This is a genomic window from Microbacterium sp. EST19A (genome assembly GCF_019969685.1).
In the GTDB taxonomy this organism is placed as follows: Bacteria; Actinomycetota; Actinomycetes; order Actinomycetales; family Microbacteriaceae; genus Microbacterium.
In genome coordinates this window covers 756,908-783,207 of sequence record NZ_JAHXYZ010000001.1, presented here as the reverse complement: position 1 = coordinate 783,207, position 26,300 = coordinate 756,908, and the positions used below count along the sequence as shown (strand labels likewise).

General features: G+C 70.2%; 27 protein-coding genes. 17 read left to right on the top strand and 10 right to left on the bottom strand.

What is annotated here, in order from left to right:
• The first annotated feature begins 68 nt into the window (after positions 1 to 68).
• From LC452_RS03920 to LC452_RS03880, 9 genes are all read left to right on the top strand, one after another.
• Positions 69 to 1,616, top strand: coding sequence for an ABC transporter substrate-binding protein (locus LC452_RS03920; RefSeq protein WP_223622716.1), 1,548 nt, complete (start codon positions 69 to 71; stop codon positions 1,614 to 1,616).
• A gap of 64 nt (positions 1,617 to 1,680) precedes the next feature.
• Entirely contained in the window at positions 1,681 to 2,652 is a 972-nt protein-coding gene (locus LC452_RS03915; RefSeq protein WP_223622715.1) for an ABC transporter permease, read from the top strand.
• Positions 2,649 to 3,536, top strand: coding sequence for an ABC transporter permease (locus tag LC452_RS03910; protein WP_223622714.1), 888 nt, complete (start codon positions 2,649 to 2,651; stop codon positions 3,534 to 3,536). The genes LC452_RS03915 and LC452_RS03910 overlap by 4 nt, the downstream gene beginning before the upstream one ends.
• Complete coding sequence (gene murQ, locus LC452_RS03905) at positions 3,533 to 4,438, top strand: N-acetylmuramic acid 6-phosphate etherase (protein ID WP_223622713.1); 906 nt, start codon at positions 3,533 to 3,535, stop codon at positions 4,436 to 4,438. Before LC452_RS03910 ends, murQ begins: the two co-directional genes overlap by 4 nt.
• The gene (locus LC452_RS03900; RefSeq protein WP_223622712.1) at positions 4,438 to 5,628 is read left to right on the top strand and encodes an anhydro-N-acetylmuramic acid kinase; all 1,191 of its coding nucleotides are present in this window, start codon (positions 4,438 to 4,440) and stop codon (positions 5,626 to 5,628) included. Before murQ ends, LC452_RS03900 begins: the two co-directional genes overlap by 1 nt.
• Complete coding sequence (locus tag LC452_RS03895; protein WP_223622711.1) at positions 5,625 to 6,113, top strand: GNAT family N-acetyltransferase; 489 nt, start codon at positions 5,625 to 5,627, stop codon at positions 6,111 to 6,113. The genes LC452_RS03900 and LC452_RS03895 overlap by 4 nt, the downstream gene beginning before the upstream one ends.
• Complete coding sequence (locus LC452_RS03890) at positions 6,110 to 7,249, top strand: mandelate racemase/muconate lactonizing enzyme family protein (protein WP_223622710.1); 1,140 nt, start codon at positions 6,110 to 6,112, stop codon at positions 7,247 to 7,249. Before LC452_RS03895 ends, LC452_RS03890 begins: the two co-directional genes overlap by 4 nt.
• On the top strand, positions 7,246 to 8,334 hold the full coding sequence (locus LC452_RS03885) for a serine hydrolase (RefSeq protein ID WP_223622709.1): 1,089 nt from the start codon (positions 7,246 to 7,248) through the stop codon (positions 8,332 to 8,334). The genes LC452_RS03890 and LC452_RS03885 overlap by 4 nt, the downstream gene beginning before the upstream one ends.
• Complete coding sequence (locus LC452_RS03880; protein ID WP_223622708.1) at positions 8,331 to 9,962, top strand: ABC transporter ATP-binding protein; 1,632 nt, start codon at positions 8,331 to 8,333, stop codon at positions 9,960 to 9,962. The genes LC452_RS03885 and LC452_RS03880 overlap by 4 nt, the downstream gene beginning before the upstream one ends.
• 12 nt (positions 9,963 to 9,974) lie before the next feature.
• On the opposite strand, the gene LC452_RS03875 is transcribed toward LC452_RS03880, so the two are convergent.
• From LC452_RS03875 to LC452_RS03860, 4 genes are read right to left on the bottom strand one after another with little or no spacing between them, the layout of a single operon-like run.
• Positions 9,975 to 10,142: a hypothetical protein gene (locus LC452_RS03875; protein ID WP_223622707.1), complete on the bottom strand. Its 168-nt coding sequence runs from the start codon at positions 10,140 to 10,142 to the stop codon at positions 9,975 to 9,977.
• A complete protein-coding gene (locus tag LC452_RS22030) occupies positions 10,139 to 10,720 on the bottom strand; it encodes a YdeI family protein (RefSeq protein WP_223622706.1) in 582 nt (193 codons plus the stop codon). The genes LC452_RS03875 and LC452_RS22030 overlap by 4 nt, the downstream gene beginning before the upstream one ends.
• Before the next feature lie 3 nt (positions 10,721 to 10,723).
• Positions 10,724 to 11,536, bottom strand: coding sequence for an HAD-IIA family hydrolase (locus LC452_RS03865; RefSeq protein WP_136057438.1), 813 nt, complete (start codon positions 11,534 to 11,536; stop codon positions 10,724 to 10,726).
• A gap of 9 nt (positions 11,537 to 11,545) precedes the next feature.
• Entirely contained in the window at positions 11,546 to 12,232 is a 687-nt protein-coding gene (locus LC452_RS03860) for a TetR/AcrR family transcriptional regulator (protein ID WP_223622705.1), read from the bottom strand.
• A gap of 64 nt (positions 12,233 to 12,296) precedes the next feature.
• On the opposite strand from LC452_RS03860, the gene LC452_RS03855 reads away from it, so the two are divergent.
• Together LC452_RS03855 and LC452_RS03850 are read left to right on the top strand one after the other, a co-directional pair.
• Positions 12,297 to 13,913 (top strand): amidohydrolase, encoded by a 1,617-nt coding sequence (locus tag LC452_RS03855; protein ID WP_223622704.1) that lies wholly within the window; start codon positions 12,297 to 12,299, stop codon positions 13,911 to 13,913.
• Between the two features lie 22 nt (positions 13,914 to 13,935).
• On the top strand, positions 13,936 to 15,363 hold the full coding sequence (locus LC452_RS03850; RefSeq protein ID WP_223622703.1) for a Na+/H+ antiporter NhaC family protein: 1,428 nt from the start codon (positions 13,936 to 13,938) through the stop codon (positions 15,361 to 15,363).
• A 21-nt stretch (positions 15,364 to 15,384) separates the two neighbouring features.
• Here LC452_RS03850 and LC452_RS03845 read toward each other — a convergent pair whose 3' ends face one another.
• The 3 genes from LC452_RS03845 to LC452_RS03835 are packed head-to-tail and all read right to left on the bottom strand — an operon-like array spanning position 15,385 to position 17,686.
• Positions 15,385 to 16,017, bottom strand: a complete 633-nt coding sequence (locus LC452_RS03845) for a metal-dependent transcriptional regulator (RefSeq protein ID WP_223622702.1) — start codon at positions 16,015 to 16,017, stop codon at positions 15,385 to 15,387.
• A 46-nt stretch (positions 16,018 to 16,063) separates the two neighbouring features.
• Positions 16,064 to 16,363 (bottom strand): hypothetical protein, encoded by a 300-nt coding sequence (locus tag LC452_RS03840; RefSeq protein WP_223622701.1) that lies wholly within the window; start codon positions 16,361 to 16,363, stop codon positions 16,064 to 16,066.
• Positions 16,364 to 16,399: 36 nt separating this feature from the next.
• Positions 16,400 to 17,686: an Nramp family divalent metal transporter gene (locus LC452_RS03835; protein WP_374197757.1), complete on the bottom strand. Its 1,287-nt coding sequence runs from the start codon at positions 17,684 to 17,686 to the stop codon at positions 16,400 to 16,402.
• A gap of 89 nt (positions 17,687 to 17,775) precedes the next feature.
• Between LC452_RS03835 and LC452_RS03830 the strand changes: the two genes are divergently transcribed.
• Both LC452_RS03830 and LC452_RS03825 read left to right on the top strand, forming a co-directional pair.
• A complete protein-coding gene (locus LC452_RS03830; protein WP_223622700.1) occupies positions 17,776 to 18,468 on the top strand; it encodes a TrmH family RNA methyltransferase in 693 nt (230 codons plus the stop codon).
• A gap of 68 nt (positions 18,469 to 18,536) precedes the next feature.
• Complete coding sequence (locus tag LC452_RS03825; protein WP_223622699.1) at positions 18,537 to 19,004, top strand: VOC family protein; 468 nt, start codon at positions 18,537 to 18,539, stop codon at positions 19,002 to 19,004.
• Positions 19,005 to 19,018: 14 nt separating this feature from the next.
• Here LC452_RS03825 and LC452_RS03820 read toward each other — a convergent pair whose 3' ends face one another.
• Together LC452_RS03820 and LC452_RS03815 are read right to left on the bottom strand one after the other, a co-directional pair.
• Positions 19,019 to 19,282, bottom strand: a complete 264-nt coding sequence (locus LC452_RS03820; protein WP_223622698.1) for a hypothetical protein — start codon at positions 19,280 to 19,282, stop codon at positions 19,019 to 19,021.
• A gap of 179 nt (positions 19,283 to 19,461) precedes the next feature.
• The gene (locus tag LC452_RS03815; RefSeq protein WP_223622697.1) at positions 19,462 to 20,784 is read right to left on the bottom strand and encodes an MATE family efflux transporter; all 1,323 of its coding nucleotides are present in this window, start codon (positions 20,782 to 20,784) and stop codon (positions 19,462 to 19,464) included.
• A 47-nt stretch (positions 20,785 to 20,831) separates the two neighbouring features.
• Between LC452_RS03815 and LC452_RS03810 the strand changes: the two genes are divergently transcribed.
• The 4 genes from LC452_RS03810 (at position 20,832) to LC452_RS03795 (ending at position 24,857) form a co-directional block, all read left to right on the top strand.
• Entirely contained in the window at positions 20,832 to 21,380 is a 549-nt protein-coding gene (locus tag LC452_RS03810) for a DUF1992 domain-containing protein (RefSeq protein WP_223622696.1), read from the top strand.
• A 25-nt stretch (positions 21,381 to 21,405) separates the two neighbouring features.
• Positions 21,406 to 23,370 carry a M13 family metallopeptidase gene (locus tag LC452_RS03805; RefSeq protein ID WP_223622695.1) on the top strand — a complete coding sequence of 655 codons (1,965 nt, stop codon included), beginning with the start codon at positions 21,406 to 21,408 and terminating at the stop codon, positions 23,368 to 23,370.
• A 114-nt stretch (positions 23,371 to 23,484) separates the two neighbouring features.
• Positions 23,485 to 24,426, top strand: a complete 942-nt coding sequence (locus tag LC452_RS03800) for a serine hydrolase (protein ID WP_223622694.1) — start codon at positions 23,485 to 23,487, stop codon at positions 24,424 to 24,426.
• Between the two features lie 29 nt (positions 24,427 to 24,455).
• Positions 24,456 to 24,857, top strand: a complete 402-nt coding sequence (locus LC452_RS03795; RefSeq protein WP_223622693.1) for a hypothetical protein — start codon at positions 24,456 to 24,458, stop codon at positions 24,855 to 24,857.
• A gap of 2 nt (positions 24,858 to 24,859) precedes the next feature.
• Here the strand turns inward: LC452_RS03795 and LC452_RS03790 are convergent, their stop codons facing one another.
• Positions 24,860 to 26,299 (bottom strand): MFS transporter, encoded by a 1,440-nt coding sequence (locus tag LC452_RS03790; RefSeq protein ID WP_223622692.1) that lies wholly within the window; start codon positions 26,297 to 26,299, stop codon positions 24,860 to 24,862.
• Between the last annotated feature and the right edge of the window lies 1 nt (position 26,300).

Here is a 26,300-nt window from a genome sequence, read left to right as displayed (position 1 = left end):
CGGGCGAGCAGGCGAAAGGCCTCCCCGACGCCATGGCGACGCGTCCCAGCCAGCAGGAGGAATCAGCAATGAGCACAGCACGGCGGGCGTCCCTGGGCGCTCTCACCGCGACGGGCGCCGTCCTGGCCCTCGTCCTGTCCGGGTGTTCCGCCCCGGCATCCGAACCGTCCCCGTCCGAGGGCGCCGCCGGCGGCGACCTCGTCATCGGCGTCACCAGCGACCCGGACACGCTCTTCCCCTGGAAGGCGACGCAGTTCCAGGCCGTCAACGTGCTGCAGAACCTCTACGGCACCCTCACCGAGTTCGACGAGAAGCTCGAGGTCGTCCCGGGCCTCGCCGAGTCGTGGGATGTGTCGGAGGACGGGCTCACCGTGACCCTGCACCTCCGCGAGGGCGTCACCTTCGCCGACGGCAGCACGTTCGGCTCGGAAGACGTGAAGTACTCGCTCGACGCGATCGCCCTCGAGGCCACCGCCGCCGTGGCGCGCAGCTCACTCGCGTCGGTCGCGGCCGTCGAGGCCACCGATGAGTCGACCGTGACGCTGACGCTCAGCGCCCCGGATGCCGCGCTCCCCGCCAACCTCGCCGTGATCAACATGGCCATGCTCTCCTCGGACGACACCGAGGAGGCGCTGAACACGACGCCGAACGGCACCGGTCCGTTCGTGCTCGAGGACCGCACGCCGAGCCAGTCGCTCACGCTGGCGAAGAACGACGACTACTGGGGCGATACCGCACTGCTCGACACGGTCGAATTCCGCGTCATCCCCGACGAGTCCTCTATCGTCTCGGCCATGCAGTCCGGCAACGTGCAGCTCGCCGTGTTCGACGACCCGCTCGTCGCGCAGACCGCCGAGGGCGCGAACGTCGAGGTCGCGACCACGCCGCAGCTCAGCTACCACGCGCTGCAGCTCAACGCGACGCGCGGCGACCTCGCCGACGTCAACGTGCGCCTCGCGATCCAGTGCGCGATCGACCGCCAGGAGGTGCTCGACACCGCCGCTCTCGGCGAGGGCGAGGTCACAGGTCCCATCACGTCGCCGGCGTACAAGTCCGACCCCGACGCGCGGCCGTGCCCCGAGCGCGACCTCGACAAGGCCGCCGAGTACCTGAAGAAGGCGGGCAAGGAGGACGGCGTCACCATCCAGACGATCGTCTCGCAGGGCGAGTACGCCACCTCGGTGAACGAGGCGCAGAACCTCAAGGCGCAGCTGGCCGACGCCGACATCACCCTCGAGATCGAGGTGCTCGAGTCGGGCGCCTACGTCGACCGCTGGATCGCCGGCGACTTCGACGCCGCCGTCGCCCTCAACGGCGGACGCCCCGACCCCGACGGCATGTACGGTCGCTACTTCACCAGCACCGGAAACCTGAACACTGTCGCCGGCTACTCCTCTCCCGAGCTCGACTCGCTGTTCGCCGAGGGACGTCAGACGGCGGATGCCGATGAGCGCAAGGACATCTACGCGCAGGTCTCCGAGGACCTCGAGGACAACGCGCCGTGGATCTGGCTCTTCACCAGCTACACGTACACCGCGACGGCATCGACCGTCGACGGCTTCGTTCCGATGGTGAACGGTTCGCTGCAGTACCTGCGGACGACCTCCATCAAGTAGCGGATCGAGGGGGCGCGGCCGGACCGCGCCCCCTCCCTCCCTGACGACAGGCCCTCACACGCGAATGTTCAGACAGATCCTCCGCAACACGGTGCTGCGCCGCATCCTCGCAGCCCTCGGCACGCTCTTCGGCGTGGCCGTCTTCGTCTTCCTGATGCTGCGCGCCATCCCCGGCGATCAGATCAGTGCGGGCCTCGGCACCGAGGCCGCGTCCCTCACCCCGGCCCAGCGCGCCGCCCTCGAGGCCTACTACGGTCTCGACCAGCCGCTCATCGTGCAGTTCTTCTCCTGGCTCGGCAACATCTTCACGGGCAATCTCGGGTTCTCGTCGCGGGCGCAGACCAGCGTTCTCGACCTCACCGCCGCCGCCCTGCCCGTCACCCTCGAACTCGCGGTCTTCTCGATCGTGCTCGCCCTGGCCATCGGCATCCCGCTCGGCATGCTGTCTGCCTCCAAGCCCGACTCGGTGCGTGACGGATTCGGCCAGGTCGTCGGTCTCGCGGGGCTCTCCATCCCCGCGTTCCTCCTCGGCACGGCGCTCCTCGCCGTCCTGGCATCGTCGTTCGGGTTCAACCCCAACGGGCAGGGCTTCGTCACGCTGTTCCAGGACCCGCTGCTGAACCTCCAGCAGATGCTGCTGCCGTCGATCGTGCTGGGCTTCGGCATCGCCGCTCCGATCATGCGCACCACGAGGACAGCGGTGCTCGAGATCCGCTCGAACGACTTCATCCGCACCGCGCGGGCGAAGGGCGTGCCTCCGCGCCGGCTGCAGATCGGTCACGTGCTGCGCAACGCGCTCGTGCCGATCGTCACCATGACCGGTCTGCAGTTCGGCTACCTGCTCGGCGGTGCTGTGGTGGTGGAGCAGATCTTCTCGCTCCCGGGCATCGGCCGCCAGGTGCTGCTCGGCATCCAGCAGAAGGAGTACGCGCTCGTACAGAGCACGGTGCTCGTGATCGCTCTCGCCTTCGTCATCGTCAACCTGCTCACCGACCTGCTGTACCGGGTCATCGATCCCCGGGTGCGTGCCGCATGACCGACATCTCTCAGACCCCGGCCCTCGCTCCCGGCGGCGGACGCACCATGGAGCGCGTGCGGCTGCTGCTGCGCAGTCGCAGCGGGCTCACCGGGCTCATCATCGTGGTGCTGCTCGCGCTGCTCAGCATCGTCTCGGCGTTCGGGGTGCTGCCGTTCGACCCGCTCGCGCAGGACCCGCCGTCGCGCCTGCAGCCCCCGTCGGCCGTGCACTGGTTCGGCACCGACCAGTTCGGTCGCGACGTGTTCTCGCGGGTCGCCGCCGGCGTCGCGAACTCCGCGCTGATCTCGCTGGTCGCGGTCGCCTTCGCCACGATCGTCGGCACGGTCTGCGGTCTGATCGCCGGCTTCTACCGCGGGTTCTCCGACGGTGCCATCACGGCGGTCACGAACGTGCTGTTCGCGTTCCCTCCGCTGCTGCTGGCCCTCTCGCTCGCCTCGGTCTTCGAGCGCAACTGGTTCACGATCGCCGTCGCCATCGCGATCGTGTACGTGCCGATCTTCATCCGGGTGACGCGCGGCCCGGTTCTCTCGCTCCGCGAGGTCGAGTACGTCAAGGCGGCCAAGAGCACCGGGCAGAGTCGCATGGCCACGATGTTCCGGCACGTGCTGCCGAACATCACCTCGATCATCATCGTGCAGGTCACGCTCTCGCTGTCCTGGGCTGTGCTGACCGAGGCGTCGCTGAGCTTCCTCGGCCTGGGCACCCCGCCACCGGCGCCGTCGCTCGGATCGATGATCTTCGAGGCCCGCACGCTCCTGACGATCGCGCCGTGGACGATGATCGCGCCCGGCGTCGTCGTGGTGCTCCTCGTCGTGGGCCTGAACCTGCTCGGCGACGGGTTGCGCGACAGCCTCGACCCGCGGAACCGGGGGAAGCGATGACCATGGAGGATCTCGGCGCACTCGCCACCGAAGCCAGCGACCCGCGCTATGCGGAGCTCGATCTCATGAGCGTGGCGGAACTCGCGCAGACCATGAACGACGCGGATGCGACGGTGCCCGGTGCCGTGCAGCGCGCCCTCCCCGAGATCGTGCCGGCGATCGAGGCGACCGCTGCGCGCATGGCACGCGGCGGACGGCTCGTCTACGTGGGCGCGGGCACACCGGGCCGCATCGGCGTCGTCGACGCCTCGGAGTGCCCGCCGACGTTCAGCACCCCGCCCGAGCTCGTGTTCGCGATCATGGCCGGCGGGCCGGGAGCGATCGTGAATCCGGTCGAGGGCGCCGAGGACGACGCGGAGGCCGGGGCGGGGGCGATCGACGAGGCGGGCATCGGTCCGCTCGACACCGTGATCGGCATCGCCTCGAGCGGCCGCACGCCGTACGTGGTCGCGGCGATCCGGCGGGCGCGTGAGCGCGGCGCACTGACCGTCGGACTCTCCTGCAACACGGGCACCGTGCTCAGCGCGGCCGCGGAGCACGGCATCGAGGTCGAGGTCGGACCCGAGGTGCTCTCCGGGTCGACGCGCCTGAAGTCGGGCACCGCGCAGAAGCTGGTCCTCAACATGTTCTCGACGATCGTCATGGTGCGGAACGGCAAGGCCTACGGCAACCTGATGGTCGACGTGAAGGCGACGAACCACAAGCTCCGTGAGCGCGCCACCCGCATGGTGCAGTCGATCGCCGACGTCGATCGGGACGCCGCGGTGGGCGCGCTCGAATCGGCGGGATACGACGTGAAGATCGCGTCGATCATGCTCCGCCGCGGCGAAGACCTCGCCGCGGCCACCGCACGGATCACCGCCGCCGAGGGTCGGCTGCGGGCAGCACTGGAGGAGAACTGATGCGCGTCCTGGGACTCATCTCCGGCACCTCGCACGACGGGATCGATGCCGCTGTCGTGGACTTCGCGGCGGGCGACGCCTCTTCGGCATCGGGTGTCGCTCTGCAGGGCACGGTTCTCGCGTCGACGAGCGTGCCCTACGCTCCGGAGCTGCGCACGCGGTTGATCGCGGCGCTTCCGCCGGCGCAGACCACGCTCGCCGAGGTCGCCGAACTCGACACGCTCATCGGACAGGCGTTCGCCGATGTCGCTGCCGCCATCACCGCCGAGGTGGGCGGCGTCGATGCCGTGTGCTCGCACGGCCAGACCGTGTATCACTGGGTCGACGGCGCGCACGCGCTCGGCACCCTGCAGATCGGTCAGCCGGCCTGGATCGCCGAACGCGTCGGTGCTCCGGTCGTCTCCGACATCCGCATCCGCGACATCACCGCCGGCGGGCACGGCGCCCCGCTGGTGTCGTTCCTCGACGAGCTGCTGCTGCGCACGCGCGCGGGCGTCTCCGCGGCCCTGAACCTCGGCGGGATCTCGAACATGACGGTGGTGCGCCCCGACGGACTCGTCGCCTACGACATCGGGCCGGCGAACGCCCTGGTCGACGCGGTGATCGTCGAACATGCGCTCAACCCGCTCGGCTACGACGACGACGCCCGGATCGCTCGCACGGGTCGCGTCGACGAGGCGCTCCTCGCGGCGCTGCTCGCCGACCCGTACTACGCACTGACCCCGCCGAAGAGCACGGGCAAGGAGCACTTCCACCTCGGCTACGTGCACGAGCACCTCGCGGCGCAGGAGCGCGAGATCGCGGTCGAAGACGTCGTGCGCACGCTGACCGAGCTCACGGTGCAGACCGTCGCCCGCGATGTGGCGGCAGCGGGCATCGGATTCCTCGCCGTGTCGGGTGGCGGATGCCGCAACCCGCTGATCCTCGACGGACTGCGCGCGGCTCTGCCCGGCACCGAGGTCGTCCTCGCCGACGAGCTCGGCGCCCCGGCCGACAGCAAGGAGGCGATCCTCCTCGCGCTGATCGGATGGTGCACCATGCACGGCGTCTCGGCGATCGTCCCCGGCGGCACCGGGGCGAGGGAGCCGCGCATCCTCGGCACGATCACGCCGGGCTCGGGACCGCTCGTGATGCCGCAGCCTGTCTCCGGCATCGACTCCCTGACTCTCACGGAGGCTCCGGCATCGTGACCCTCGAGGTGCGCCGCGCGACCCCGGACGACCTGTCCGGGGTGCTCGGCGTGTTCCTGGGATGCTGGCGCGAGAGCTACCGCGGCATCCTTCCCGAGTCGGCGATCGACGCCATGACCGATGAGCGCGCCGAGGCCTTGTGGCGCCGGGTGCTGGCGGATCCGGTCGGCGAGGTGCTGGTCGCGGAGCGCGACGACGACATCGTGGGCGTCACGCGCTACGCCACGACGGCCGGAGAGGGCGCGGTGCACTCGCTGTACGTCTCGCCGCGCGCGCACGGCGGCGGGGTCGGCACGGCGCTGCTGTCAGCCGCGACCGACGCGCTCCGCGTCGCGGGAGCGGATGCCGCGACCCTCTGGGTCTTCGCGGCGAACACTCCCTCCCTCGGCTTCTACGAATCGCGCGGCTGGCACGCCGACGGGGCGACCCGCACGCAGCCCGAGTTCGGGGAGCCCGAGCAGCGGATGCGCAGGGAGTGGGCATGAGCGTCGTGGAGAGGCTGCGGGTGCTGCGGGTGCCGTCGCCGCTGGTGCGACCGTTCGTCACGGCCGTGCGTCGCACGGATCGCCTCGACGTGGTGCTCGTCGAGGCGACCGACGCCGACGGCCGTGTCGGCTGGGGAGAGGCAGCGACGAGCTGGCGCGTCACCGGGGAGAGCGCACCGAGCGTCGCCGCTGCGGTGGCAGGACCGCTCGGCGACGCGGTACTCGGACGGGAAGCGGGCGATCCGGCACTCGCCGCCGACATCGCGGCATCTGTCTGGGGAAATGCGGCCGCCCGCAGCGCGGTCGAATGCGCGGTCGCGGATCTCGCGGCCCGGGAGCGCGGGTCGTCGGTCGCGGGTCTGCTCCGGAGGGACGGCACGGCGGCGCCGTCGCGCCTCCGCACCGACATGACGCTCTCCACCGCCGCTCCTGCTGAGCTGGCGGCGCGGGCCGAGGAGCACGTCGCCGCCGGCTTCGGATGTCTCAAGATCAAGGCCTCCGCCGCGCAGGACACGGTCGCCGGGCTCCGAGCCGTGCGCGCCGCCGTCGGCCCCGCGATCACGCTGCGCATCGATGCGAACCAGGCCTGGGACGCCGAGAGCGCGATCCGAGTGATCCGTGCCCTCGAGGACGCGGGTCTCGAGATCGAGTTCGTCGAGCAGCCCGTCGCCGCGCACGACATCGATGACCTCGCTGCGGTCGCCGCCGCCGTCGACACCCCGATCATGGCCGACGAGTCCGTGCGTACGGCTCGCGACGTGCGGATGATCGCCGATCGTGGCGCCGCGGCCCTCGTGAACCTCAAGCTCGCCAAGACCGGCGGCCTCGCCGAGGCGGTCGTCGCGGCGGAGGCGGCCAGGGTCGCCGGGCTCGGCGTCGTGATCGGCTGCATGATGGAGTCGCATGTCGGGGTCACCGCCGCCGCGCACCTGGCTTCCGCGGTCGCCCCCGACGTCGTGCACGACATGGACGCGGCGCTCTGGCTCCGGCGATCGCCGGTGGTCGGCGGCATCCGCTCGGAGGCCGGCGTGATCGCGCTGGGTGCCGGCCCAGGATTCCGCATCGATGCGCTCGCGGCCGACGCCGAACCCGACGTGCTCGCGGACATCCGGGTCCGCGCGGGGGTGCGCGCATGAGCGCCGTGCGCGCGGTCGACGCCGTGCTCACCGGGCGCTCCGCTCCCGGAGGCGCCGTGGTCGGCATCGCCTCGCCGTCCGGGCGCGACGTGGCCGCCGGGGGTCGCGCCGACATCGCGGGAACGCCGATCACGACGGACACCGCGTTCGACGTGGCCTCGGTGACGAAGGTGGCGGCGACCACGACGGCGCTGCTCCGCCTGGTGAGCCGCGGCGACCTGCGATTCGACGACCTCGTCTCGCGCTACCTGCCGGGCACCGCGTGCGCGCCGCCGACGACGCTCCGGCACCTGCTGCAGCACCGCGCGGGTCTCTGGGAATGGCAGCCGCTCTACCTCGACGCGCGCGACCCCGTCACCGCGATGGATGCTCTCCCGCTGCGCTACGCGCTCGACGAGGGGCGCCACTACTCCGACCTCGGCTTCCTGCTGCTCGGCCGCATCGTCGCGGCCGTCACCGGATTGCCTCTGGATGCCGCGGTGCGCGAGCTCGTGACCGCGCCTCTCGGGCTCGACCGCACCGGATACGGCCCCGTCGCGTCGCCTGTCGCCTCCACCGCGCTCGGCGACATCGCCGAGCGCCGCATGGTGGCCACGGGCGAGCCCTATCCGATCCTCACCTCGCGGCGCCACTTCGCCTGGCGCGAGGAGGAGATCACCGGCCGCGCGAACGACGGCAACTGCTTCCATGCGTTCGACGGCATCGCCGGGCACGCCGGACTGTTCAGCACCGTCGACGATCTGCTCACGCTCGGCACCGCGCTCGCCGCCCCCGACGAGCACCCCGACCTCTGGCATCCGGAGGTGGTCGCCGACCTCTTCCGCGACGGACCCGACCCGGGCCAGGCGCTCGGCTGGCGCAGCGAGACGGTCCGCGTCGACGGCCGCGCACACCGGATGCTGTGGCATCCCGGCTTCACCGGATGCGCGCTCGCCCTCATCCCCGGCGCCGCCACCGCTGCCGTGCTGCTGAGCAACCGCCTGCTGGCCGCGGAACCGACCACGACCGATGCGCTGTGGCGATCGGCGCTCCCCGCACTTCTGGGCGACCAGACACCCCGTGACGAAGGAATGAGAACACCATGAGCAACACCGAGCCCGTGCTGAGCATCAAGGGCCTCGCGGTCGCCTTCCGGACCGGCTCCGAGCTGGTCACCGCGATCAGCGACGTCAGCATCGACGTCGCCGCGGGGGAGACCGTCGCCGTGGTCGGCGAGTCCGGATCCGGGAAGTCCACCACCGCCGCGGCGGTCAACCGGCTCCTCCCGGAGAACGGCGTGATCACCGCCGGCAGCATCCGCTTCGACGGGCGCGAGGTCACCGAGCTGGGCGAGAACGCGATGATCTCGCTGCGCGGCGCGGGGATCGGCCTCGTCCCGCAGGACCCGATGTCGAACCTCGACCCGCTCATGCGCGTCGGCGATCAGATCGGCGAAGCCCTCGAGGTGCACGGCCGCACCACGGGCGACGCCACGACGGCCCGGGTGGTCGAACTGCTCGAGATGGTCGGGATCGCGGATGCCGCGAACCGCGCCCGTCAGTACCCTCACGAGTTCTCCGGAGGCATGCGCCAGCGCGTGCTGATCGCCATGGGGCTCGCATGCACGCCCCGGCTGCTCATCGCCGACGAGCCGACCTCGGCCCTCGACGTCACGGTGCAGCGCCGCATCCTCGACCAGCTCGACGAGCTGACCGACGAGCTCGGCACCGCGGTCTTCCTCATCACGCACGACCTGGCGCTCGCCGCCGAGCGCGCCGACCGCATCGTCGTGATGTTCCGCGGCAAGATCGTCGAAGAAGGCACCTCGGCCGAGGTGCTGGGCAACCCGCAGCACGAGTACACCCAGCAGCTGCTCGCCGCGGCTCCCAGTCTCGCGTCCCGCCGCGACCCTCTGCCGCAGCGGGAGTCGGCCGCGTCGGAGACGCCTTTCGTCGAGGCGCGGGACCTGCGCAAGGAGTTCGCGCTCCGCTCGCCGAAGCCCGGCGAGGCGCAGAGCTTCACCGCCGTCGACGGCGTGAGCTTCTCGATCCGACGCGGCACGACCGTATCGATCGTGGGGGAGTCGGGATCGGGCAAGTCGACGACCGCGAACATGGTGCTGGGGCTCGAAGACGTCACCTCCGGATCCATCCTCTTCGACGGTCTCGATCTGACGGGGCTCCGGCGCAAGGAGCTGTTCGCCCTGCGGCGTCGCGTCCAGCCGGTGTTCCAGAATCCCTACGCCTCGCTCGACCCGCGGTACACCGTCGAGCAGTCGATCACGGAACCGCTGCGCGTGCACCGCATCGGCACCGTCGCCACCCGGCACGCGCGCGTCCTGGAGCTCTTGGAGCAGGTGGCGCTTCCCGCGGCCATGGCCGAGCGCCTGCCGCACGAACTGTCCGGCGGTCAGCGGCAGCGCGTCGCCATCGCCCGGGCGCTCGCCCTCGAGCCGGAGCTCGTCGTGCTCGACGAAGCGGTGTCGGCGCTCGACGTGCTGGTGCAGGCGCAGATCCTCGACCTGCTCGCCGACCTCCAGCGCCGTCTCGGTCTCAGCTACCTGTTCATCAGCCACGACCTGGCCGTCGTGCGGATGATCTCCGACGAGGTGCACGTCATGCAGCGAGGAGTCGTGGTGGAGAGCGGAACGCCGGAGCGCATCTTCGACGATCCGCAGCATCCGTACACGAAGGAGCTGCTGGCGGCGATCCCCGGAGCGACGCTGGCGTCGTGAGGCGGCCCGCGCTCAGCGCTTGCCGTCGCCCTCGTCCCAGGGGCCTTCCCACCAGTTGCCGCCGCGACCATCGTCCGATCCGCCGCGGCGGCGGGAGCGCACGAACTGCACGATGATCACGGTCAGGGTGCTGAGCAGGATCAGGAAGACGACGAGGAACAGCACGTCGCTCTGGTTCATGGGCGCTTCCCTTCCGCGGCATCCGCCACGATCTTCGCGATGCGGGCCGATCGCGTCTCGGGGCGTTTCGCCATCGCGATGTGCGTGAGCCCGATCTTCTTCGCCGATCTCGGGAACGCGTCCCAGCCCGCCCGCGCCGCGGGCACGGCGTCGAGTGCAGCGGCGAGCTCCTCGGGCTCGATCCCGGCCTCCGGTCCGTCGAGCACGGTCCACGATCCGTTCGCCTTCGCGACCTCCAGAGCGCGGATGCCGGCCGGCGCGAGCTGGCCTTCCGCCTCGAGCAGCGCGATGCGGGCCTTGTTCGTCGCGGCCCATCCGCTCCCCGGTCGCCGCGGCGAGAACCACTGCCCGTTGGCGCGGTCTTCGGTGCCGTCGTCGAAGACGCGCACCGGGCCGTCGATCCATCCGAAGCAGAGCGCCTGCCGCACGGCATCCTCGTAGCCGACGCCGTCGGCGCCCGTGCCGCGCACGCTCAGCAGCCAGACGCCGGCGGCGCGTTCGTGGTTCTCCTCGAGCCAGGCACGCCAGGCGGCGGCATCCGCCGCTCTGAGTCGTTCGCCCTCGTCAAGCGCGCCCACGCGTCACTTCTTCGTCTTGATGGTCGTGATCGTGTCGGTGATGCGCGGCAGCAGGTCGGCGACCGACTGCACGATCTCGTCGGGGCGGAACGGGTACTTCTCGATCTCGGCCTGGTCGCTGATGCCGGTGAGCACCAGCACGGTGTGCAGTCCGGCCTCGATGCCCGCGACGACGTCGGTGTCCATGCGGTCGCCGATCATGCCCGTGCGCTTCGAGTGCGCGCCGATCTTGTTGAGCGCCGAGCGGAACATCATCGGGTTCGGCTTGCCGACGACGTACGGCTCCTTGCCCGTGGCCTTAGTGATGAGTGCGGCGATCGCCCCGGTCGCGGGCAGCGGTCCGTCGGCGCTGGGGCCCGTGGCATCCGGGTTCGTGACGATGAAGCGCGCGCCGCCGATGATGAGACGGATCGCCTTGGTGATGGCCTCGAAGGAGTAGTTGCGCGTCTCGCCGACGACCACGAAGTCGGGGTTCGTCTCGGTCATGATGAAGCCGGCGTCGTGCAGCGCGGTGAGGATGCCGGCCTCGCCGATCACGAACGCCGAGCCGCCGGGAAGCTGCTGCTGCAGGAACGACGCCGTCGCGAGGGCCGAGGTCCAGATGCGCTCCTCCGGCACGTGCAGACCGCTCGTGCGCAGGCGGGCCGACAGGTCGCGGGCGGTGAAGATCGAGTTGTTCGTGAGCACCAGGTACGGGATGCCGGCGCTCTCCCATCCGGCGAGCAGCTCGGATGCTCCGGGGATGGCGTCGTTCTCATGGACGAGCACGCCGTCCATGTCGGTGAGCCAGCATTCGATGTCGTCGCGTTGGGCCATGTGCACAGCCTAGAGGGAGGGGGTGACGCCCGGAGGGCGGGTATCTCCGGAGGGGACGGCCCACGCGGTGAGCCCCGTGATCAGAGCGCGCAGGCCGATGCGGAAGGTCTCGCCGGCGGGGTCGTCGCCGGCCGACGCGCGCAGGCGCTCCGCCTCGGCGTAGCGCGGGAAGTCCTCGGCCAGCTCGCCCGGCGACATGTTGTCCGTCGGCGCGAGTGCGTCGAGCGCGGATCCGATGACGAACGACTCGAGAGCGACGATCGTGTCGAGGGTCTTCGAGGGCGGCCAGCCCGCGGCGAGGAGCCGGTCGGTGACGGCCTCGTACTGGAGGAAGGACTCGCGGTCCGCGTCGATCGGCAGCGTCGCGAGGAGCACGATCGCCCCGGGGGCGGTGAGCATCGCCTCGCGATAGCTGACGCCCCACCCGAAGAGGGCCTCCACCGGGTCGGCGTGCTCCAGCGGTGCGAGGTCGGTGAGCGCTCCGATGCGCGCCCGCATGGCGCGGATGACGGCATCCCGGTTCGCGTAGTGGTGGTAGAGCGCCGACGTCCGCACGCCGAGTGCGGACGCCAGGGCGGTCATCGTGAACTGCGCCGGCCCGCGCGAACCCGCCACGCGGAGCGCCGCCCGGAGGATCTTCTCCTCGGTCAGGACGGTGGCTCTCGGGCGACCTGCGCTGCGCTGCTGCTTTGTCATGGAACCGATCTCTGCTACTTTATTGAAACTCATTCAATTAAACCCTCTGTCGGGAGAACCCGCCATGACCATTGTCGCCGCAGACGTGATCATCACCGGGGCGCGGATCGTCACCATGGATCCGCGTCGCCCGCTCGCCTCCGCGCTCGCTGTTCGCGACGGTCGCATCCTCGCCGTGGGAGACGACACGACCGTCTCCGAGTTCCGCGGCGCGGGCACCGAGATCCGAGACCATCGGGGCAAGACCCTGACACCCGGCCTCATCGACGCGCACCTGCACCCGATCCAGGGTCTCGAGCTCGCGGTCGGCGCCGACCTCGGCGGGATCACCGAGGCGACCTCCCTGCTCGCCGTGCTCCGCGCCGAGGCCGACCGCGCGCTGGCAGAGGACGCGGACCCCTGGGTGCGCGGCTGGAATCTCGACTACGACGTCTTCCACGAGCTGCCCTGCACGGCTGCCGCGATCGACGACGCGGTACGCGGTCTGCCCGCGCTGCTGGTCATGTACGACGGGCACACCGCGCTCGCGAGCTCGGCCGGGCTCGTTCGCGGTCAGATCTTCGGACCGCGCGATTTCGCCGACAACTCCGTCATCGTCGTCGACGCCCACGGAGCGCCCACCGGTGAGCTGCGAGAGATGTCCGCCTACGAGCCCGTGCGTCGCTCCGCCCCGGCGCTCAGCCGCGAGCAGACTCTGGACGCGACGCATCAGCTGCTGCGCGGTCTCGGGGCGTCCGGCCTCACCGGCGGCTGCATCATGGACGGATCGTTCGCGACCCTCGAGCTGCTGCGCGACCTCGACGAGAGCGGGCGACTGCCCATCCGGATCGTGTCGGCCGTCGACCACGAGCCGTCGTTCGACGCCGAGCGGATGGCGGAGAACCTCGCCGTGCGGGACGAGCGGGGCGAGCGCTGGCGCGGCGGACTCGTGAAGCTCTACGCCGACGGCGTCGTCGAGACCGGCACGGCCTGGCTGTACGAGCCGGATGCCGAGGGGCAGGGCCTCGAACCCTTCTGGAAGGACCATGCCGCGTACGCCCGCACCGTCGCTGCGTATGCGGGTGCGGGGTTCCAGGTGGCGACGCATGCGATCGGCGACCGCGCCATCGGCAGCGCCGTGGACGCGTACCTGCAGGCGGGCGTGCGGTCCGCGAACGGCGCTCCGCATCGGATCGAGCATCTCGAGACCACCGCCGATCGCGACCTCGCCCGCATCGCCGCGGCCGGGATCACCGCATCCATGCAGCCGCTGCACCTGCAGTGGCGCAAAGCCGACGCGACCGACGACTGGGCGCAGCGCCTCGGTCCGGAGCGCACCGCGCACGCATGGCGGGTGCGCGACTTCTGGGATGCCGGTGCCCCGGTCGCGCTCGGGTCGGACTGGCCGATCGCGCAGAACGACGCCAGGATCGGACTCGCCTGGGCGATGCTGCGTCGACGGCCCGGTGCCCCCGATGCCCCGATCTTCGAGCCGGAGCAGCGCCTCACCGCCTACCAGGCACTGCACGGCTACACCGTCGGCGCGGCCCGCGCCCAGGGAGACACCGACCTCGGTCGGCTCGCTCCCGGCTTCCGCGCCGACTACGCGGTGTGGGATGCCGACCCGCTCCAGGTGTCGCCCGACGAACTCGTCGAGGTCGCCGTATCCGAGACCGCCGTCGGCGGCCTCGTCGTCTCCTGATCACAATCACAACGAGGTGACCATGTTCGTGCTCCTTCCCATCCTGGTGATCCTGCTCGTCGCCGTACTGACGCGCCGGACGCTCTTCGCCCTGTTCTGCGGCACCCTCGTGGGTGCATTGCTGCTCACCGGCTGGGGTGCGTTCGACACCTGGGTCGAGTACTTCGGCAAGTCCCTCGCGAACGAGACGGCCCAATGGCTTCTGCTGATCGTCGTGCTCTTCGGCATCCTGATCACGCTGTTCGAGCGCTCGGGCATCGTCTCGGACTTCGCGCGCTGGACCGAGCGCTTCGTGAACTCGCGGCGCAAGTCGACCCTGCTGACGTTCTTCCTCTCGGTCGTCCTGTTCGTCGACGACTACCTGAACGTGCTCACCGTCGGCACGTCGCTGAAGTCGCTCACCGATCGCTACGCGGTCCCGCGCACGCAGCTCGGGTCGATCATGAAGATGACGGCGGCGCCGATCGCGGTGATCGTGCCGTTCTCGACCTGGGCGCTGTTCTTCTCCGGTCTCTTCGAGGCGCAGGGTGTGACCGTCGGAGGGTCGGGCTTCGGCGCGTATCTGCAGGCGATCCCGTTCATCTTCTTCGGCTGGATCGCGATCGTGGTCGCGTTCCTGATGAGCGCGGGGTGGCTTCCGCGGGTCGGTGCGATCAAGCGCGACGCCGTACGTGCCGAGCGCGACGGCGACGTGTTCCCCCTCGGCACGACTCCGGAGGAGCGCGAGGCGGAGGGCGCGGTTCTGCTCCAGGAGATCAGGAGCACGGATGCCGACGGCTCGACCGCTCAGCGCGTCGCGGTGGCGCTCGAGACCGAGGTCGCGACGAAGCGTCCGCAGGCCTGGCCCTTCCTGCTGGCGATGGTCGCCCTCGTCGGGGTCACCGTGCTCACCGAGGCGAACGTCGTGAAGGGCACGGCGGCCGCCCTCGTCGTCACGATCGTGATCACCCTCGTCCAGCGTCGCCTGCGCATCCGGGAGATCCTCGAATCGGCACTCGCCGGAATCGAGAGCATGCTGTTCGTCGCGGTGCTGACGGTGCTCGCCTTCATGGTGCAGGAGATGAACCTCTCCCTGCATCTCGCCGACTGGGTGATCGACGTCACCGAGCCCGTGCTCACGCCGGCGCTCCTTCCTGCCATCGTTTTCGCGGTATGCGGCATCTACGCCTACGCGACCGGATCGTTCTGGGACCTCGCCGCGGTGATCACGCCGGTCGTGCTGCCGCTCGCGATCGCTCTCGGCGCTGACCCGATCCTCGCGGGCGCCGCGGTCTTCTCGGGTGCGGCGCTGGGCAGCACCACCTGCCTCTACGGCGACGGGATCATCCTCGCGTCGCGATCGATCGGCATCAAACCGCACAACCTGATGCTGGCGATCCTGCCCTACGCCGGCATCGCCGCGGGGCTGTCGTTCGTGATGTATCTCATCGTCGGCCTGGTCGGGGCCTGAGTGCCGATCGGTGACGGCTGGTCAGGCGGATAGCCAGATCACGCCGTCACTGCCGTCGGGAAGCGCGGTGTCCTTCTCGCCCAGGCGCACGCCGGCGCCGGTCACGATGAGTGCGGTACCGATCGTCACTCCCGCGCCCTCGAGCGCGCGAAGCAGATCGGGATCGCGGTCGCTCACCCGCAGCACGCGGCCGGTGTGACCGGCCGCGGCATCCGCCAGCAGCACGAAGGGCTCGCGCTCGACCGAGCCGTCGGCATCCGGGATCGCGTCGCCGTGCGGATCGAACCGCGGACGGCCCAGCCGCTCGTCGATGCCCTCCAGCAGGCGGTCGCTGATCGTGTGCTCGAGCACCTCGGCCTCGTCGTGCACCTCGTCCCAGCCGTAGCCGAACTCCTGCACCAGCCAGGTCTCGATCAGGCGATGACGGCGCAGCATCGCGAGGGCACGGTGCGCTCCGGCATCCGTCAGGCGCACGGCGCCGTAAGGCACATGCGAGACCAGGCCTGCCGCCGCGAGCTTCTTCACCATCTCGGTGACCGACGACGGGGCGATGCCGAGCTTCGCGGCGAGGACCGACGGGGTGATCGGCGCGTCCTGCCATTCGGTGTGGGCGTAGACGGTCTTCAGGTAGTCGTCTGCTGCGGGGGAAGCCACGGAAGCCAGTCTAAATCAGGGGAGTCGGTCGGATCAGGGGCGGCGTTCAGTTCGCGACGGCGACCAGCACGCCCCAGGCAACCTGTCCGGCGAAGAAGATCACGAGGAATCCGAGGAGAGCCGCCGCCAACGACAGGCGGCCGTCGTAGTCGGGCACCTGGGCGATGCCGATCCGGCGGGCGCGGAACGACAGCACGAGCGTCGCGATGCCGAGCACGAGCTGCACCCACGGTCCGCCGAACGGCAGCACCTGGGGGAACGCGACCAGCAGCCCGCCGATCACGCCGGCGGCGAGTCCGCTCCAACTGAGGATGCGGACGGTGCGGCGGGCGGTTTCGGCAGACATGCTTCGAGCCTATCCGCGCCCCGGACGCCCTGAGTTTCAGGCGCCGCTGAGCACGAGCCAGAGCAGGGCGCCGTTGAGGGCGATCAGCAGGACGGATGCCACGATGCCGGCCGCGGTCGTCCAGACCCGGTTGGCCCAGGGGCCGAGCGTGCGCCGCTGTGCGGTCAGGGCCACCAGCGGGATGAGCGCGAAGGGGATCCCGAACGACAGCACCACCTGGCTGAGCACGAGGGCGAGCGTCGGATCGACCCCGATCCCGAGGATCACGAGCGCCGGGATCAGCGTCACGAGTCGGCGTGCGAGCAAAGGGATGCGCACGTGCAGCAGGCCGTGCATGATCTCGGCTCCGGCGTAGGCGCCGACCGACGTGGACGCGAGGCCCGACGCCAGCAGGCCCACGGCGAAGAAGGTCGCGACGACCGGTCCGAGTCCCGCGGCAAGCGCCGCATGCGCGCCCTCCAGGGAGTCGGTGCCCTCGACGCCGGCGAGGTTCGCCGCGGCGAGGAGCAGGATGCCGAGATTCACCGAGCCCGCGATCACCATCGCGATCGAGACGTCCCACCGCGTCGCCGTGAGCAGACGGCGGATGCGGGCGGTCGCGGTGCGGACGGCCTCGTCACCGGCGTGCGCGGTCGTGGCGCCGAAGCGGTCGCGGGCGAGCGAGGAGTGCGCGTAGATCGCGTGCGGCATGATCGTCGCGCCGAGGATGGATGCCGCGAGCAGCACCGACCCCGTCCCCTCGAAGCGCGGCACCAGACCGCCGACGACGCCCGCCGGGTCGGGCGGAGCCACGAAGACGCCGGCGACGAAGCCCACGGTGATGATGACCATCAGTCCGATGATCACGAACTCGAAGGGTCGCGCCCCACGACGGCTCTGCACGGCCAGCAGGATCATCGACACGGCGCCGGTGATGACACCGCCGAGCAGCAGCGGGATGTCGAACAGCAGGTACAGCGCGACGGCGCCGCCGATGACCTCGGCGAGATCGGTCGCCATCGCCACGAGCTCGGCCTGCAGCCAGTAGGCGCGGCGAGCCCAGGGGTGCCGCAGGCGGGAGCCCAGCACCTCGGGCAGGCTCTGCCCGGTGACCACACCCAACTTCGCCGAGAGGTACTGGATCAGCCAGGCCATCACGTTGCCGGCGAGCACGACCCACACCAGCAGGTAACCGTACTGCGCACCCGCGGTCATGTTGCTCGCGACGTTGCCCGGGTCGAGGTAGGCGACGCCCGCGACCAGGGCGGGTCCGAGCAGCCACAGGCTGCGGGGCGGGGTCGTGCGGACGGGCGGCGTCAGCACCGTCGCGGAATTTTTAGGCACACCGAAACCCTAGCTTGTTTTCGGCGTGCCTAAAAGTGGATGCGGCACGCGTGTCGGTCGCTGCGAGCGCCGCCGGATACCCTGGCGTGATGGATGAGCAGACGCCCGCGCCGGATGCTGCGCCCGACGCCGAGGCGACGGTCGAACCGGCCGCGCACACCGGGTCTGTGGCCCAGCCCGGGTACGGTGTCGGTCCCTGGCCGGGTGGGCAAGAGGCCTGGCCCGCCGACGACCGGTACGACCCCGAGCTGCTGGCCGCGGGGGACACCCGCAATGTCATCGACCGGTACCGGTACTGGCGCATGGAGGCGATCGTCGCGGACCTCGACACGCAGCGGCATCCGTTCCACGTCGCGATCGAGAACTGGCAGCACGACATGAACATCGGGTCGATCGTGCGGAGCGCCAACGCGTTCCTCGCCGACACCGTGCACATCATCGGACGTCGGCGCTGGAACAAGCGCGGGGCCATGGTCACCGACCGGTACCAGCACGTCGTGCACCACGAAGACGTCGAGACGTTCGCGGCATGGGCGGCGAACGAGGGCATCCCGATCATCGCGGTCGACAACGTCGAGGGGGCGGTGCCGGTGGACCGGGCCGACCTCCCGCGCACGTGCGTGCTGCTGTTCGGACAGGAAGGGCCCGGGCTGTCCGCGGAGGCGCTCGCCGCGGCATCCGCCCACATCGAGATCACCCAGTACGGTTCGACGCGCTCGATCAACGCCAGTGCGGCGGCGGCCGTGATCATGTACGAGTGGTGCCGGAGATACGCGGGCTGATCGGTGCGGAGACCTCTCGACACGAGGCATCCGCGGGCGTAGCGTGAGTGCCGATCGAGGAGGTCGACATGACAAGCCCTGCGCCCATCCGTCCCTATCTCTGGTTCCACGACTCCGCGCAGGAGGCGATGGAGTACTACGTCTCGGTGTTCCCGAACTCATCGATCGACCAGGTCACGCTGTACCCGGATGAGCATCTCAGCGAGCACTTCGAAGGCATGGGCGGGAAGGTGATCAACGGCGAGTTCACCCTCAACGGCGCGCGGTTCGGCTGCATCGACGGGGGACCGGCCTTCTCGTTCAACGAGGCCGTGTCATTCGTGATCGAATGCGCCGACCAGGAAGAGATCGATCACTACTGGGCGGCGCTCTCCGCCGTGCCGGATGCCGAGGCGTGCGGCTGGTGCAAGGACCGATTCGGCGTCAGCTGGCAGATCGTCCCCGCCGGCCTCGATCTGCTGCAGCAGCGTCCGGAGCAGATCCAGGCGCTCATGCACATGAAGAAGATCGTGATCGCGGAGCTCGAGGTCGCCTGAAGAGCGCGGCTCGCTCAGGTTCGTTCGATGCCGAAGAGGTGGCGGTAAATCGCGTTGACGTCGCGATCGAGGTGATCGATGCGCGCGTGCACGGCCTTGACCTCGGTCCGGACGTTGGCGAATTCGCTGCGGAACTCCGTCCGCACGCCGGCGAATTCGCTGCGGAACTCTGTCCGCACGCTCGCGAACTCGCTGTGGATCTCTTTCCGCACCCCGTCGAAACCGTTCTGCATCATTCGCGCGAACATCGAGGAGATCAGAGTGATCGTGCCGAGCATTCCGGCGGCGAAGACGCCGATCAGCGTCCATGTCTGTGGTTCCGTCATCTCCAGCATCCCTTCAGCATCCCCCGATCATCGTCAAGGCACCAGACGTCGGAGACGTAGTATTCCGCTGATCCCGGTTGCTCTGGAGAACTCGAATTCTTGCGAGCCTGTGGAGGAACAACAGGGCGGCGCTAGACCGACGCAGAGAGCCAGCGCCCCGACCGCACCCGCCAGCCGAGGGTCGCGAGTCGCGCGAGCAGGTACACGCCGAAGAAGGCGACTCCGAGCCACACGAGTCCGATGCTCCCGTCGACCCCGACGGCCGCGATGATCCACAGCGCCGGCAGGAACGGAACCAGGTTCAGCGCGCCCGCGAGCGCCAGGTAGCGGGCGTCGTTCGCGCCCATCAGCACTCCGTCGAGCACGAACACGACCCCGGCGATCGGCTGCGCGACGGCCAGCACGATCAGGGCCGGCTGCACGAGCGCGGCGATCTCGGCATCCCCGGTGAAGACGATCCCGAGCACTCCCGAGAGGGCGGCGATCAGCGCACCGACGGCGACACCGAACCAGACGCCCCAGGCCACGGTGCGCCCGAGCACACGATGCACCTGCTGCTCATCGCCGGCGCCGAGCTCCTTACCGATCAGGGCCTGCGCCGCGATCGCGAGGGCGTCGAGCGCGAAGGCCGCGGCCGAGAAGATCGTGAAGACTATCTGCCAGCCCGCCAGCTCCTCGGTGCCGATGCCGGTGGCGACGGCGACCGTCACGAGGAGAGCGGCACGCAGGCTCACGGTGCGCAGGAACAGCCAGCCGCCCGACGTCGCGGTGCTGCGCATCCCCGCGCGCTGGGCGCGGAGCGACGCGCTGTGCCTGGTGGCGAGGCGCCGCACGACGAGCACATACGCCGCGACCATGCCCCACTGCGCGGTCACCGTGCCGGCGGCGGACCCGGCGATGCCCCATCCGAACCCGTAGATGAAGAGCCAGTTGAGCAGCGCGTTGGCGCCGAAGCCGAGCCCGGCGATCCACAGGGGGGTGACGGTGTCCTGCATCCCGCGCAGCAGGCCGGTCGGGGCGAACACGATCAGCATCGCCGGCAGGCCCCACATCGAGATGACGAGGTAGGCGTTCGCCTGCTCGGCGACCGCTTCTCCCGCTCCGAACAGCGAGACGAGCCACGGCGACGTCACCGTGCCGACCGCCGCGAGCACCGCACCGAGCGCGAGGGCGAGCCACATCCCGTTCACGCCCACCGACACCGCTTCCCCGGGCTGGCCGGCGCCGAACCGACGCGCGACGGCCGGCGTCGTCGAGTAGGCGAGGAACACCATCAGCCCGACGATCGTCTGCAGCACGGCGCCGGCGATGCCGAGTCCGGCGAGCGGCGTCGTGCCGAGGTGTCCGACCAGGGCCGCGTCGACGATGAGGAAGGCGGGCTCCGCGATCAGCGCGCCCAAGGCGGGGACGGCGAGGCGCAGGATCTCTCGATTGAGGGAGAGGCGCGCGGTCATCCTTCGAGCTTAGGGTGGAGGGAACTCGGATGCGGCGGAGGTGCATCATGACGGACCCACGGGAAGCGGCGGCGCGGTATCGCGCAGCGCAGCAGCGGGGCGCGACGGGAGACGACGAGGAGGGCATCGCTCCGGGAGCGGGAGCCGCCGTCGATCGGGCGGCCTTCATCGAGACCGCGATCCAGGTGGCGATCCGACGCGGTGACTTCGACGACCTGCCCGGCGCGGGCAAGCCGCTGGAGGGTCTGGGTACGCACGACGATCCGGACTGGTGGATCCGCCGCAAGATCGAGACCGAGAACATCACCGGACTCGGCCCGCCCGCCATCCTGCTGCGCAACGAGGACCGAGAGCTCGACAGCCAGCTCGACCTCCTCGGTCGCGAGTCCGACGTGCGCGAGGTGCTCGAGGACTTCAATCGCCGGGTGATCGAGGCTCGTCGTCAGCTGCAGGGCGGTCCGCCGGTGGTCACGGCGCCGCGCGACATCGATGCCGCCGTCGCGGCCTGGCGCGAGCGCCGCGCCGTCCGATCTGCGCCATCCGCTCCCGAGCCGCCGCGCCGTCGCCGTCGCTGGGGACTTCGGAAGACCGAATGACGGAGGCGGGTCATAGGCTGTTCGCATGACTGACGTTCTTCCCGTGGGCCTCGCCCTTGATGAGTTCAGCTCCGACATCCGCCCGCAGGACGACCTGTACCGCCACGTCAACGGCGCCTGGCTCGCCCGCACCGAGATTCCGGGCGACAAGGCCCGCTGGGGGTCGTTCCACCTTCTCGCCGAGCAGGCCGAGAAAGACGTCCGCACGATCATCGAGGAATCGCAGGATGCCGAAGACGGCACTCTCGCCCGCAAGATCGGCGACCTGTTCGCGAGCTTCATGGACACCGCGCGCATCGACGCTGCCGGGGTGACGCCGCTGGCCGAGACCCTCGCCGAGATCGACGCGATCGACGGCATCCCCGCGTTCCTGCGCACGGTCGGCGCCTACGACCGCGACGGCCGCGCCCACCTGATCGGCTTCTACGTCGACGGAGACCCGGGCAACCCCGAGCGCTACGTGCCGGTCATCCTGCAGGGCGGACTGTCGCTGCCCGACGAGAGCTACTTCCGGCTCGACACGTTCGCCGAGACCCGCGACGCCTACCGCGCGCACCTCGAGCGCCTGCTCGCGCTCGCCGGGTTCGCGGATGCCGCCGCCGAGGCCGACCGCGCGATCGCGCTCGAGACCGAGCTGGCCGGTCACCACTGGGACAACGTGAAGAGCCGCGACGCCGTCGCCACCTACAACCTGAAGACCTGGGACGAGATCCAGGAGCTCGTGGGCGTCGACCTCGCGCCGTGGCGTGACGCGGTCGCCCCGGCCAACCCGGAGGCCTTCGCCGAGGCCGTCATCTCGCAGCCCAGCTTCCTCGAGGGCCTCGGAACGCTCCTCACCGCCGAGCGCCTCGACGACTGGAAGGCCTGGCTGCGCGCGCACGCCGTGCATGCCGCCGCGCCGTATCTCACTGACGACTTCGTCCAGGAGAACTTCTCCTTCTACGGCACCGAGCTCACCGGCGTCCCCACGATCCGCGAGCGCTGGAAGCGAGGCGTCTCGGTCACCGAGGGTGCGCTGAGCGAGGCGATCGGCAAGGTCTACGTCGAGCGCCACTACCCGCCGACGGCGAAGGCGGCGATGGACGAGCTCGTCGCGAACCTCATCGAGGCCTACCGCCAGAGCATCGCCGAACTGGAGTGGATGACGGCCGAGACCCGCGAGCGCGCCCTCGCGAAGCTCGATGCCTTCACGCCCAAGATCGGTCACCCCGTCGTCTGGCGGGATTACTCGAAGCTCGAGATCGACCGGGACGACCTGTTCGGCAACGTGCGGCGGGCGGCGATCTTCGAGCACGACCGCTCCGTCGCCAAGGTCGGGAAGCCGATCGATCGCGACGAGTGGCACATGCCGCCGCAGATGGTCAACGCGTACTACAACCCGTCGATGAACGAGATCGTGTTCCCCGCGGCGATCCTCCAGTACCCGTTCTTCGACGCCGAGCGCGATGCCGCGGCGAACTACGGCGGCATCGGCGCGGTCATCGGCCACGAGATCGGGCACGGCTTCGACGACCAGGGCAGCCGCTACGACGGCGACGGACGGCTCCAGGACTGGTGGACCGATGCCGATCGCGCGGCGTTCGAACAGCGCACCAAGGCGCTCATCGCCCAGTACGACGAACTGGTGCCCGAGGGCCTCGACGCCGAGCACCACGTCAACGGCGCCCTGACCATCGGCGAGAACATCGGCGACCTCGGTGGCCTGGGCATCGCGCTCAAGGCGTACGAGCTTTCGCTCGACGGAGCAGAGGCACCGGTCATCGACGGCTACACGGGCGTGCAGCGCCTGCTGCTCTCGTGGGCGCAGGTCTGGCAGCAGAAGAGCCGCGACGCGGAGACACTGCGGCTGCTGACGATCGACCCGCACTCGCCCAACGAGTTCCGGTGCAACCAGATCGTCCGCAACATCGATGCGTTCTACGCGGCGTTCGACGTGAGCGACGCCGATGCGCTGTGGCTGGCTCAGGAGTCCCGGGTGACCATCTGGTGACGAATCACCGCAGTCTGTGAGGCATCCCCCGGCGGCGGGGTTACGATATCCCTGCCGCTGGGGAGCGCATCCTCTCGGCAACCCGCAAATCCCCATCCCCCCTAAGGATCACGCGTGGGCGCTCCCGAGCCTTTCGAAGGGTTCCGCAACTCCTCGGCCCCGGCCCCGGCCGGTGGACGCCGCTCGCAGCGCGCCACCAGACGCCTCCCGAGGAGGGCCGCCGTCGGACGGCGCTCGTTCACGTCGACGCTCCGCTCGCTGGAGGAGCTGGTGGATGCCGGAGCGCAGGTCTCGGTGCACGTCGTCGATCTCGACAGTCACGTGCACGTGCTCTCCGGCGATGACCACGTCACCATGCCGGTCGCAGGGCTGGGTGTCGTCCCGCTGCTGATCGAGGTGGCCGCGGGCTTCGAGAGCGGCGAGCTGGATCCGCTCGAGATCGTCGACCGCACGGCGGTGGATGCCGTCGAGTCCTCGGGGCTGTGGCGCAATCTGCATGCTCCGGCGCTGCCGCTGGAAGACCTCGCCGTGCTGGCAGCGACCGCCGGTGATCCGATCGCGGTGAACGCGCTGCTGCACCGCGTCGGGCACGATCGCGTGCGCCAGCGCATCGAATCGCTCGGACTGCGCCGCACCGCGCTGCTCGACCGCTTCCGCGACCAGCGCGGACCCGATGACGCCCCGCAGGTCGCGGTCGGTTCGGCCCGAGAGCTCGCCGGTCTCTTCTCCGCGCTCGTGAACTCGCAGGTCGTCGACGCCGCCGTGAGCGCGCAGGTCTCGGAGTGGCTCAGCCTGAACCAGGATCTGAGCCTGGTCGCGGCATCCACGGGTCTCGACCCGTTCTCGCACGATCATGACGCGCACGGCCTGCTCTTCATCAACAAGACCGGGCGCGATCGCGGTGTGCGCGCCGAGGCGGGTGTGCTCGCCGGTCCCCGCGCGGGCATCGCCTATTCGCTCATCGTCTGCTTCGACGACCTCTCGATCACACACCGGCTGCGCGCCCACGACGCGTTCCGCGTGCTCGGCGTCGAGCTCATGGAGTACACGCACTGACACAGCGATCGAGGCTCTAGCATCGAGGGATGCCACGACCTGACTGGACTCCGCATCGTCGCGACGACGGCGAGCTTCTCGGCTGGATCCACCCCGCGGGCGACGACTGGGTCGCGGTCGACGTGCTCGGCCGCCCGGCATCCGACGCGACCGAGTGGCTCGATGCCGAGGCGGCGCTGGAGGACCACGGCATCGCCTGGCTCGCCGACCCGTGGATGCTGGAGGGCGAGGGCGAGCGTCCGCTGCGCGTGCGCATCCTCGAGGTGACGCCCGACGAGGAGGGGTCCCCGGGACGGATCGTGGTCAAGATCGACGACTTCGGCGACATGACCCGCCCGGCCACGGCGCAGTTCGTGCTGCCCTGGCCGATCCCCGACCGACTGCGTCCGCCGCGCGACGGAGACCCCGACCCGCGCACCTTCTCGGGGTGACGTCAGCCCGGCAGTGACGGATGCAGCTCCGTGCTGCGCTGGCGCGGGATGAACAGCGACAGCACGACCGCGATGATGCCCGCGGCGATCGCGAGCCAGAAGCACACGTCGAACGCCGCGCGCGTCGGCATCGAGACGCCGCCGGCGTCGATGCTCATCGCCGCGAGGATGCCGCCCATGACCGCGGAGGCGCTCGAAGTGCCGACGGAGCGGAACAGCGCGTTCAGTCCGTTGGACGCTCCGGTCTCGTTCGCCGGGACGGAGCGCATGATGATCATCGGCATCGCCGCGAAGGTGAACCCGATGCCCACGCCGATGAGGATGTTGGCGGCGAGGATGTGCCACACCTCGCTCGACCAGAGCAGCACGAAAAGGTAGGCGAGCACGATGGCGGTGGCGCCGATCGTGAAGAGCGGGCGCGGACCGACGGTGCGCTCGAGTCGTCCGGAGAGCGGCGAGATGACCATCATCACGAGTCCGGCCGGCATGACGACGAGCGAGGCGCCGACCATGTCGAGGCCGAAGCCCGAGTTCGCGACGGGCATCTCGAGCAGCTGCGGGAAGGTGATGTTCGACCCGAACAGTGCGAAGCCCATGCCGATCGCGGCGATGTTCGTGAAGAGCACGGCGGGCCGCGCGGCGACGCGCAGATCGAGCAGCGGGTCCTTCGTGCGCAGCTGGTACCAACCCCAGATCAGCAGCACGACGACCCCGCCGATGATGCAGGTGAGGGTGAGGGGCGCGGTCCAACCCCATTCCGCACCGCGGGAGACGAAGAGCAGGATGCCGGTGAGGCCGATCGCGAGGCCGATGGCGCCGAGCACGTCGAGGCGACCGGGAAAACGCAGCACGTCCTCGGGGACGACCGCCAGCACGAGCACGAGGCCCGCGACACCGAGCGCGGCGGCGAGCCAGAAGAGCATGTGCCAGTCGGCGTGCTCGGCGAGCAGCGCGGCGACCGGGAGCCCGATCGCACCGCCCACGCCCATGGTGGCGCTCATCAGCGCGACCGCGGTTCCGAGGCGCTCGGGCGGCAGCACGTCGCGCATGATGGCGATGCCGAGCGGCACGACGCCCGTGACGGCGCCCTGCAGCGCGCGACCGATGATGACGCCGACGATCGATCCCGAGAGCGCCGCGACGAGCGAGCCGACGATCAGCAGGGCGAGCAGCACGATCACGACGCGGCGCTTGCCGTACATGTCGCCCAGGCGGCCCGAGATCGGGGTGGCGACGGCGGCGACCAGGAGGGTGATCGTGACGACCCACGTGGTGTCCTCGCGGGAGGCGTTCAGCAGCTGCGGCAGCTCGGCCTGCAGCGGCACCACCAGCGTGAACATGAACGACGAGCAGAGTCCGGCGAAGGCGAGCACCGCGACGATCGCCCACTTCGGCGGGGTTCTCGAGAGACGCTTCCTGGCCTTGTCCTCGTTCGCACCCACC

Excerpts from the sequence above, each read along its gene's own strand:
- LC452_RS03920 (WP_223622716.1), top strand. The coding sequence starts at position 69 with ATGAGCACAGCACGGCGGGCGTCCCTGGGCGCTCTCACCGCGACGGGC.
- LC452_RS03915 (WP_223622715.1), top strand. The coding sequence starts at position 1,681 with ATGTTCAGACAGATCCTCCGCAACACGGTGCTGCGCCGCATCCTCGCA.
- LC452_RS03910 (WP_223622714.1), top strand. The coding sequence starts at position 2,649 with ATGACCGACATCTCTCAGACCCCGGCCCTCGCTCCCGGCGGCGGACGC.
- murQ (WP_223622713.1), top strand. The coding sequence starts at position 3,533 with ATGACCATGGAGGATCTCGGCGCACTCGCCACCGAAGCCAGCGACCCG.
- LC452_RS03900 (WP_223622712.1), top strand. The coding sequence starts at position 4,438 with ATGCGCGTCCTGGGACTCATCTCCGGCACCTCGCACGACGGGATCGAT.
- LC452_RS03890 (WP_223622710.1), top strand. The coding sequence starts at position 6,110 with ATGAGCGTCGTGGAGAGGCTGCGGGTGCTGCGGGTGCCGTCGCCGCTG.
- LC452_RS03885 (WP_223622709.1), top strand. The coding sequence starts at position 7,246 with ATGAGCGCCGTGCGCGCGGTCGACGCCGTGCTCACCGGGCGCTCCGCT.
- LC452_RS03880 (WP_223622708.1), top strand. The coding sequence starts at position 8,331 with ATGAGCAACACCGAGCCCGTGCTGAGCATCAAGGGCCTCGCGGTCGCC.
- LC452_RS03875 (WP_223622707.1), bottom strand. The coding sequence starts at position 10,142 with ATGAACCAGAGCGACGTGCTGTTCCTCGTCGTCTTCCTGATCCTGCTC.
- LC452_RS03865 (WP_136057438.1), bottom strand. The coding sequence starts at position 11,536 with ATGGCCCAACGCGACGACATCGAATGCTGGCTCACCGACATGGACGGC.
- LC452_RS03860 (WP_223622705.1), bottom strand. The coding sequence starts at position 12,232 with ATGACAAAGCAGCAGCGCAGCGCAGGTCGCCCGAGAGCCACCGTCCTG.
- LC452_RS03855 (WP_223622704.1), top strand. The coding sequence starts at position 12,297 with ATGACCATTGTCGCCGCAGACGTGATCATCACCGGGGCGCGGATCGTC.
- LC452_RS03850 (WP_223622703.1), top strand. The coding sequence starts at position 13,936 with ATGTTCGTGCTCCTTCCCATCCTGGTGATCCTGCTCGTCGCCGTACTG.
- LC452_RS03840 (WP_223622701.1), bottom strand. The coding sequence starts at position 16,363 with ATGTCTGCCGAAACCGCCCGCCGCACCGTCCGCATCCTCAGTTGGAGC.
- LC452_RS03830 (WP_223622700.1), top strand. The coding sequence starts at position 17,776 with ATGGATGAGCAGACGCCCGCGCCGGATGCTGCGCCCGACGCCGAGGCG.
- LC452_RS03825 (WP_223622699.1), top strand. The coding sequence starts at position 18,537 with ATGACAAGCCCTGCGCCCATCCGTCCCTATCTCTGGTTCCACGACTCC.
- LC452_RS03820 (WP_223622698.1), bottom strand. The coding sequence starts at position 19,282 with ATGCTCGGCACGATCACTCTGATCTCCTCGATGTTCGCGCGAATGATG.
- LC452_RS03815 (WP_223622697.1), bottom strand. The coding sequence starts at position 20,784 with ATGACCGCGCGCCTCTCCCTCAATCGAGAGATCCTGCGCCTCGCCGTC.
- LC452_RS03810 (WP_223622696.1), top strand. The coding sequence starts at position 20,832 with ATGACGGACCCACGGGAAGCGGCGGCGCGGTATCGCGCAGCGCAGCAG.
- LC452_RS03805 (WP_223622695.1), top strand. The coding sequence starts at position 21,406 with ATGACTGACGTTCTTCCCGTGGGCCTCGCCCTTGATGAGTTCAGCTCC.
- LC452_RS03795 (WP_223622693.1), top strand. The coding sequence starts at position 24,456 with ATGCCACGACCTGACTGGACTCCGCATCGTCGCGACGACGGCGAGCTT.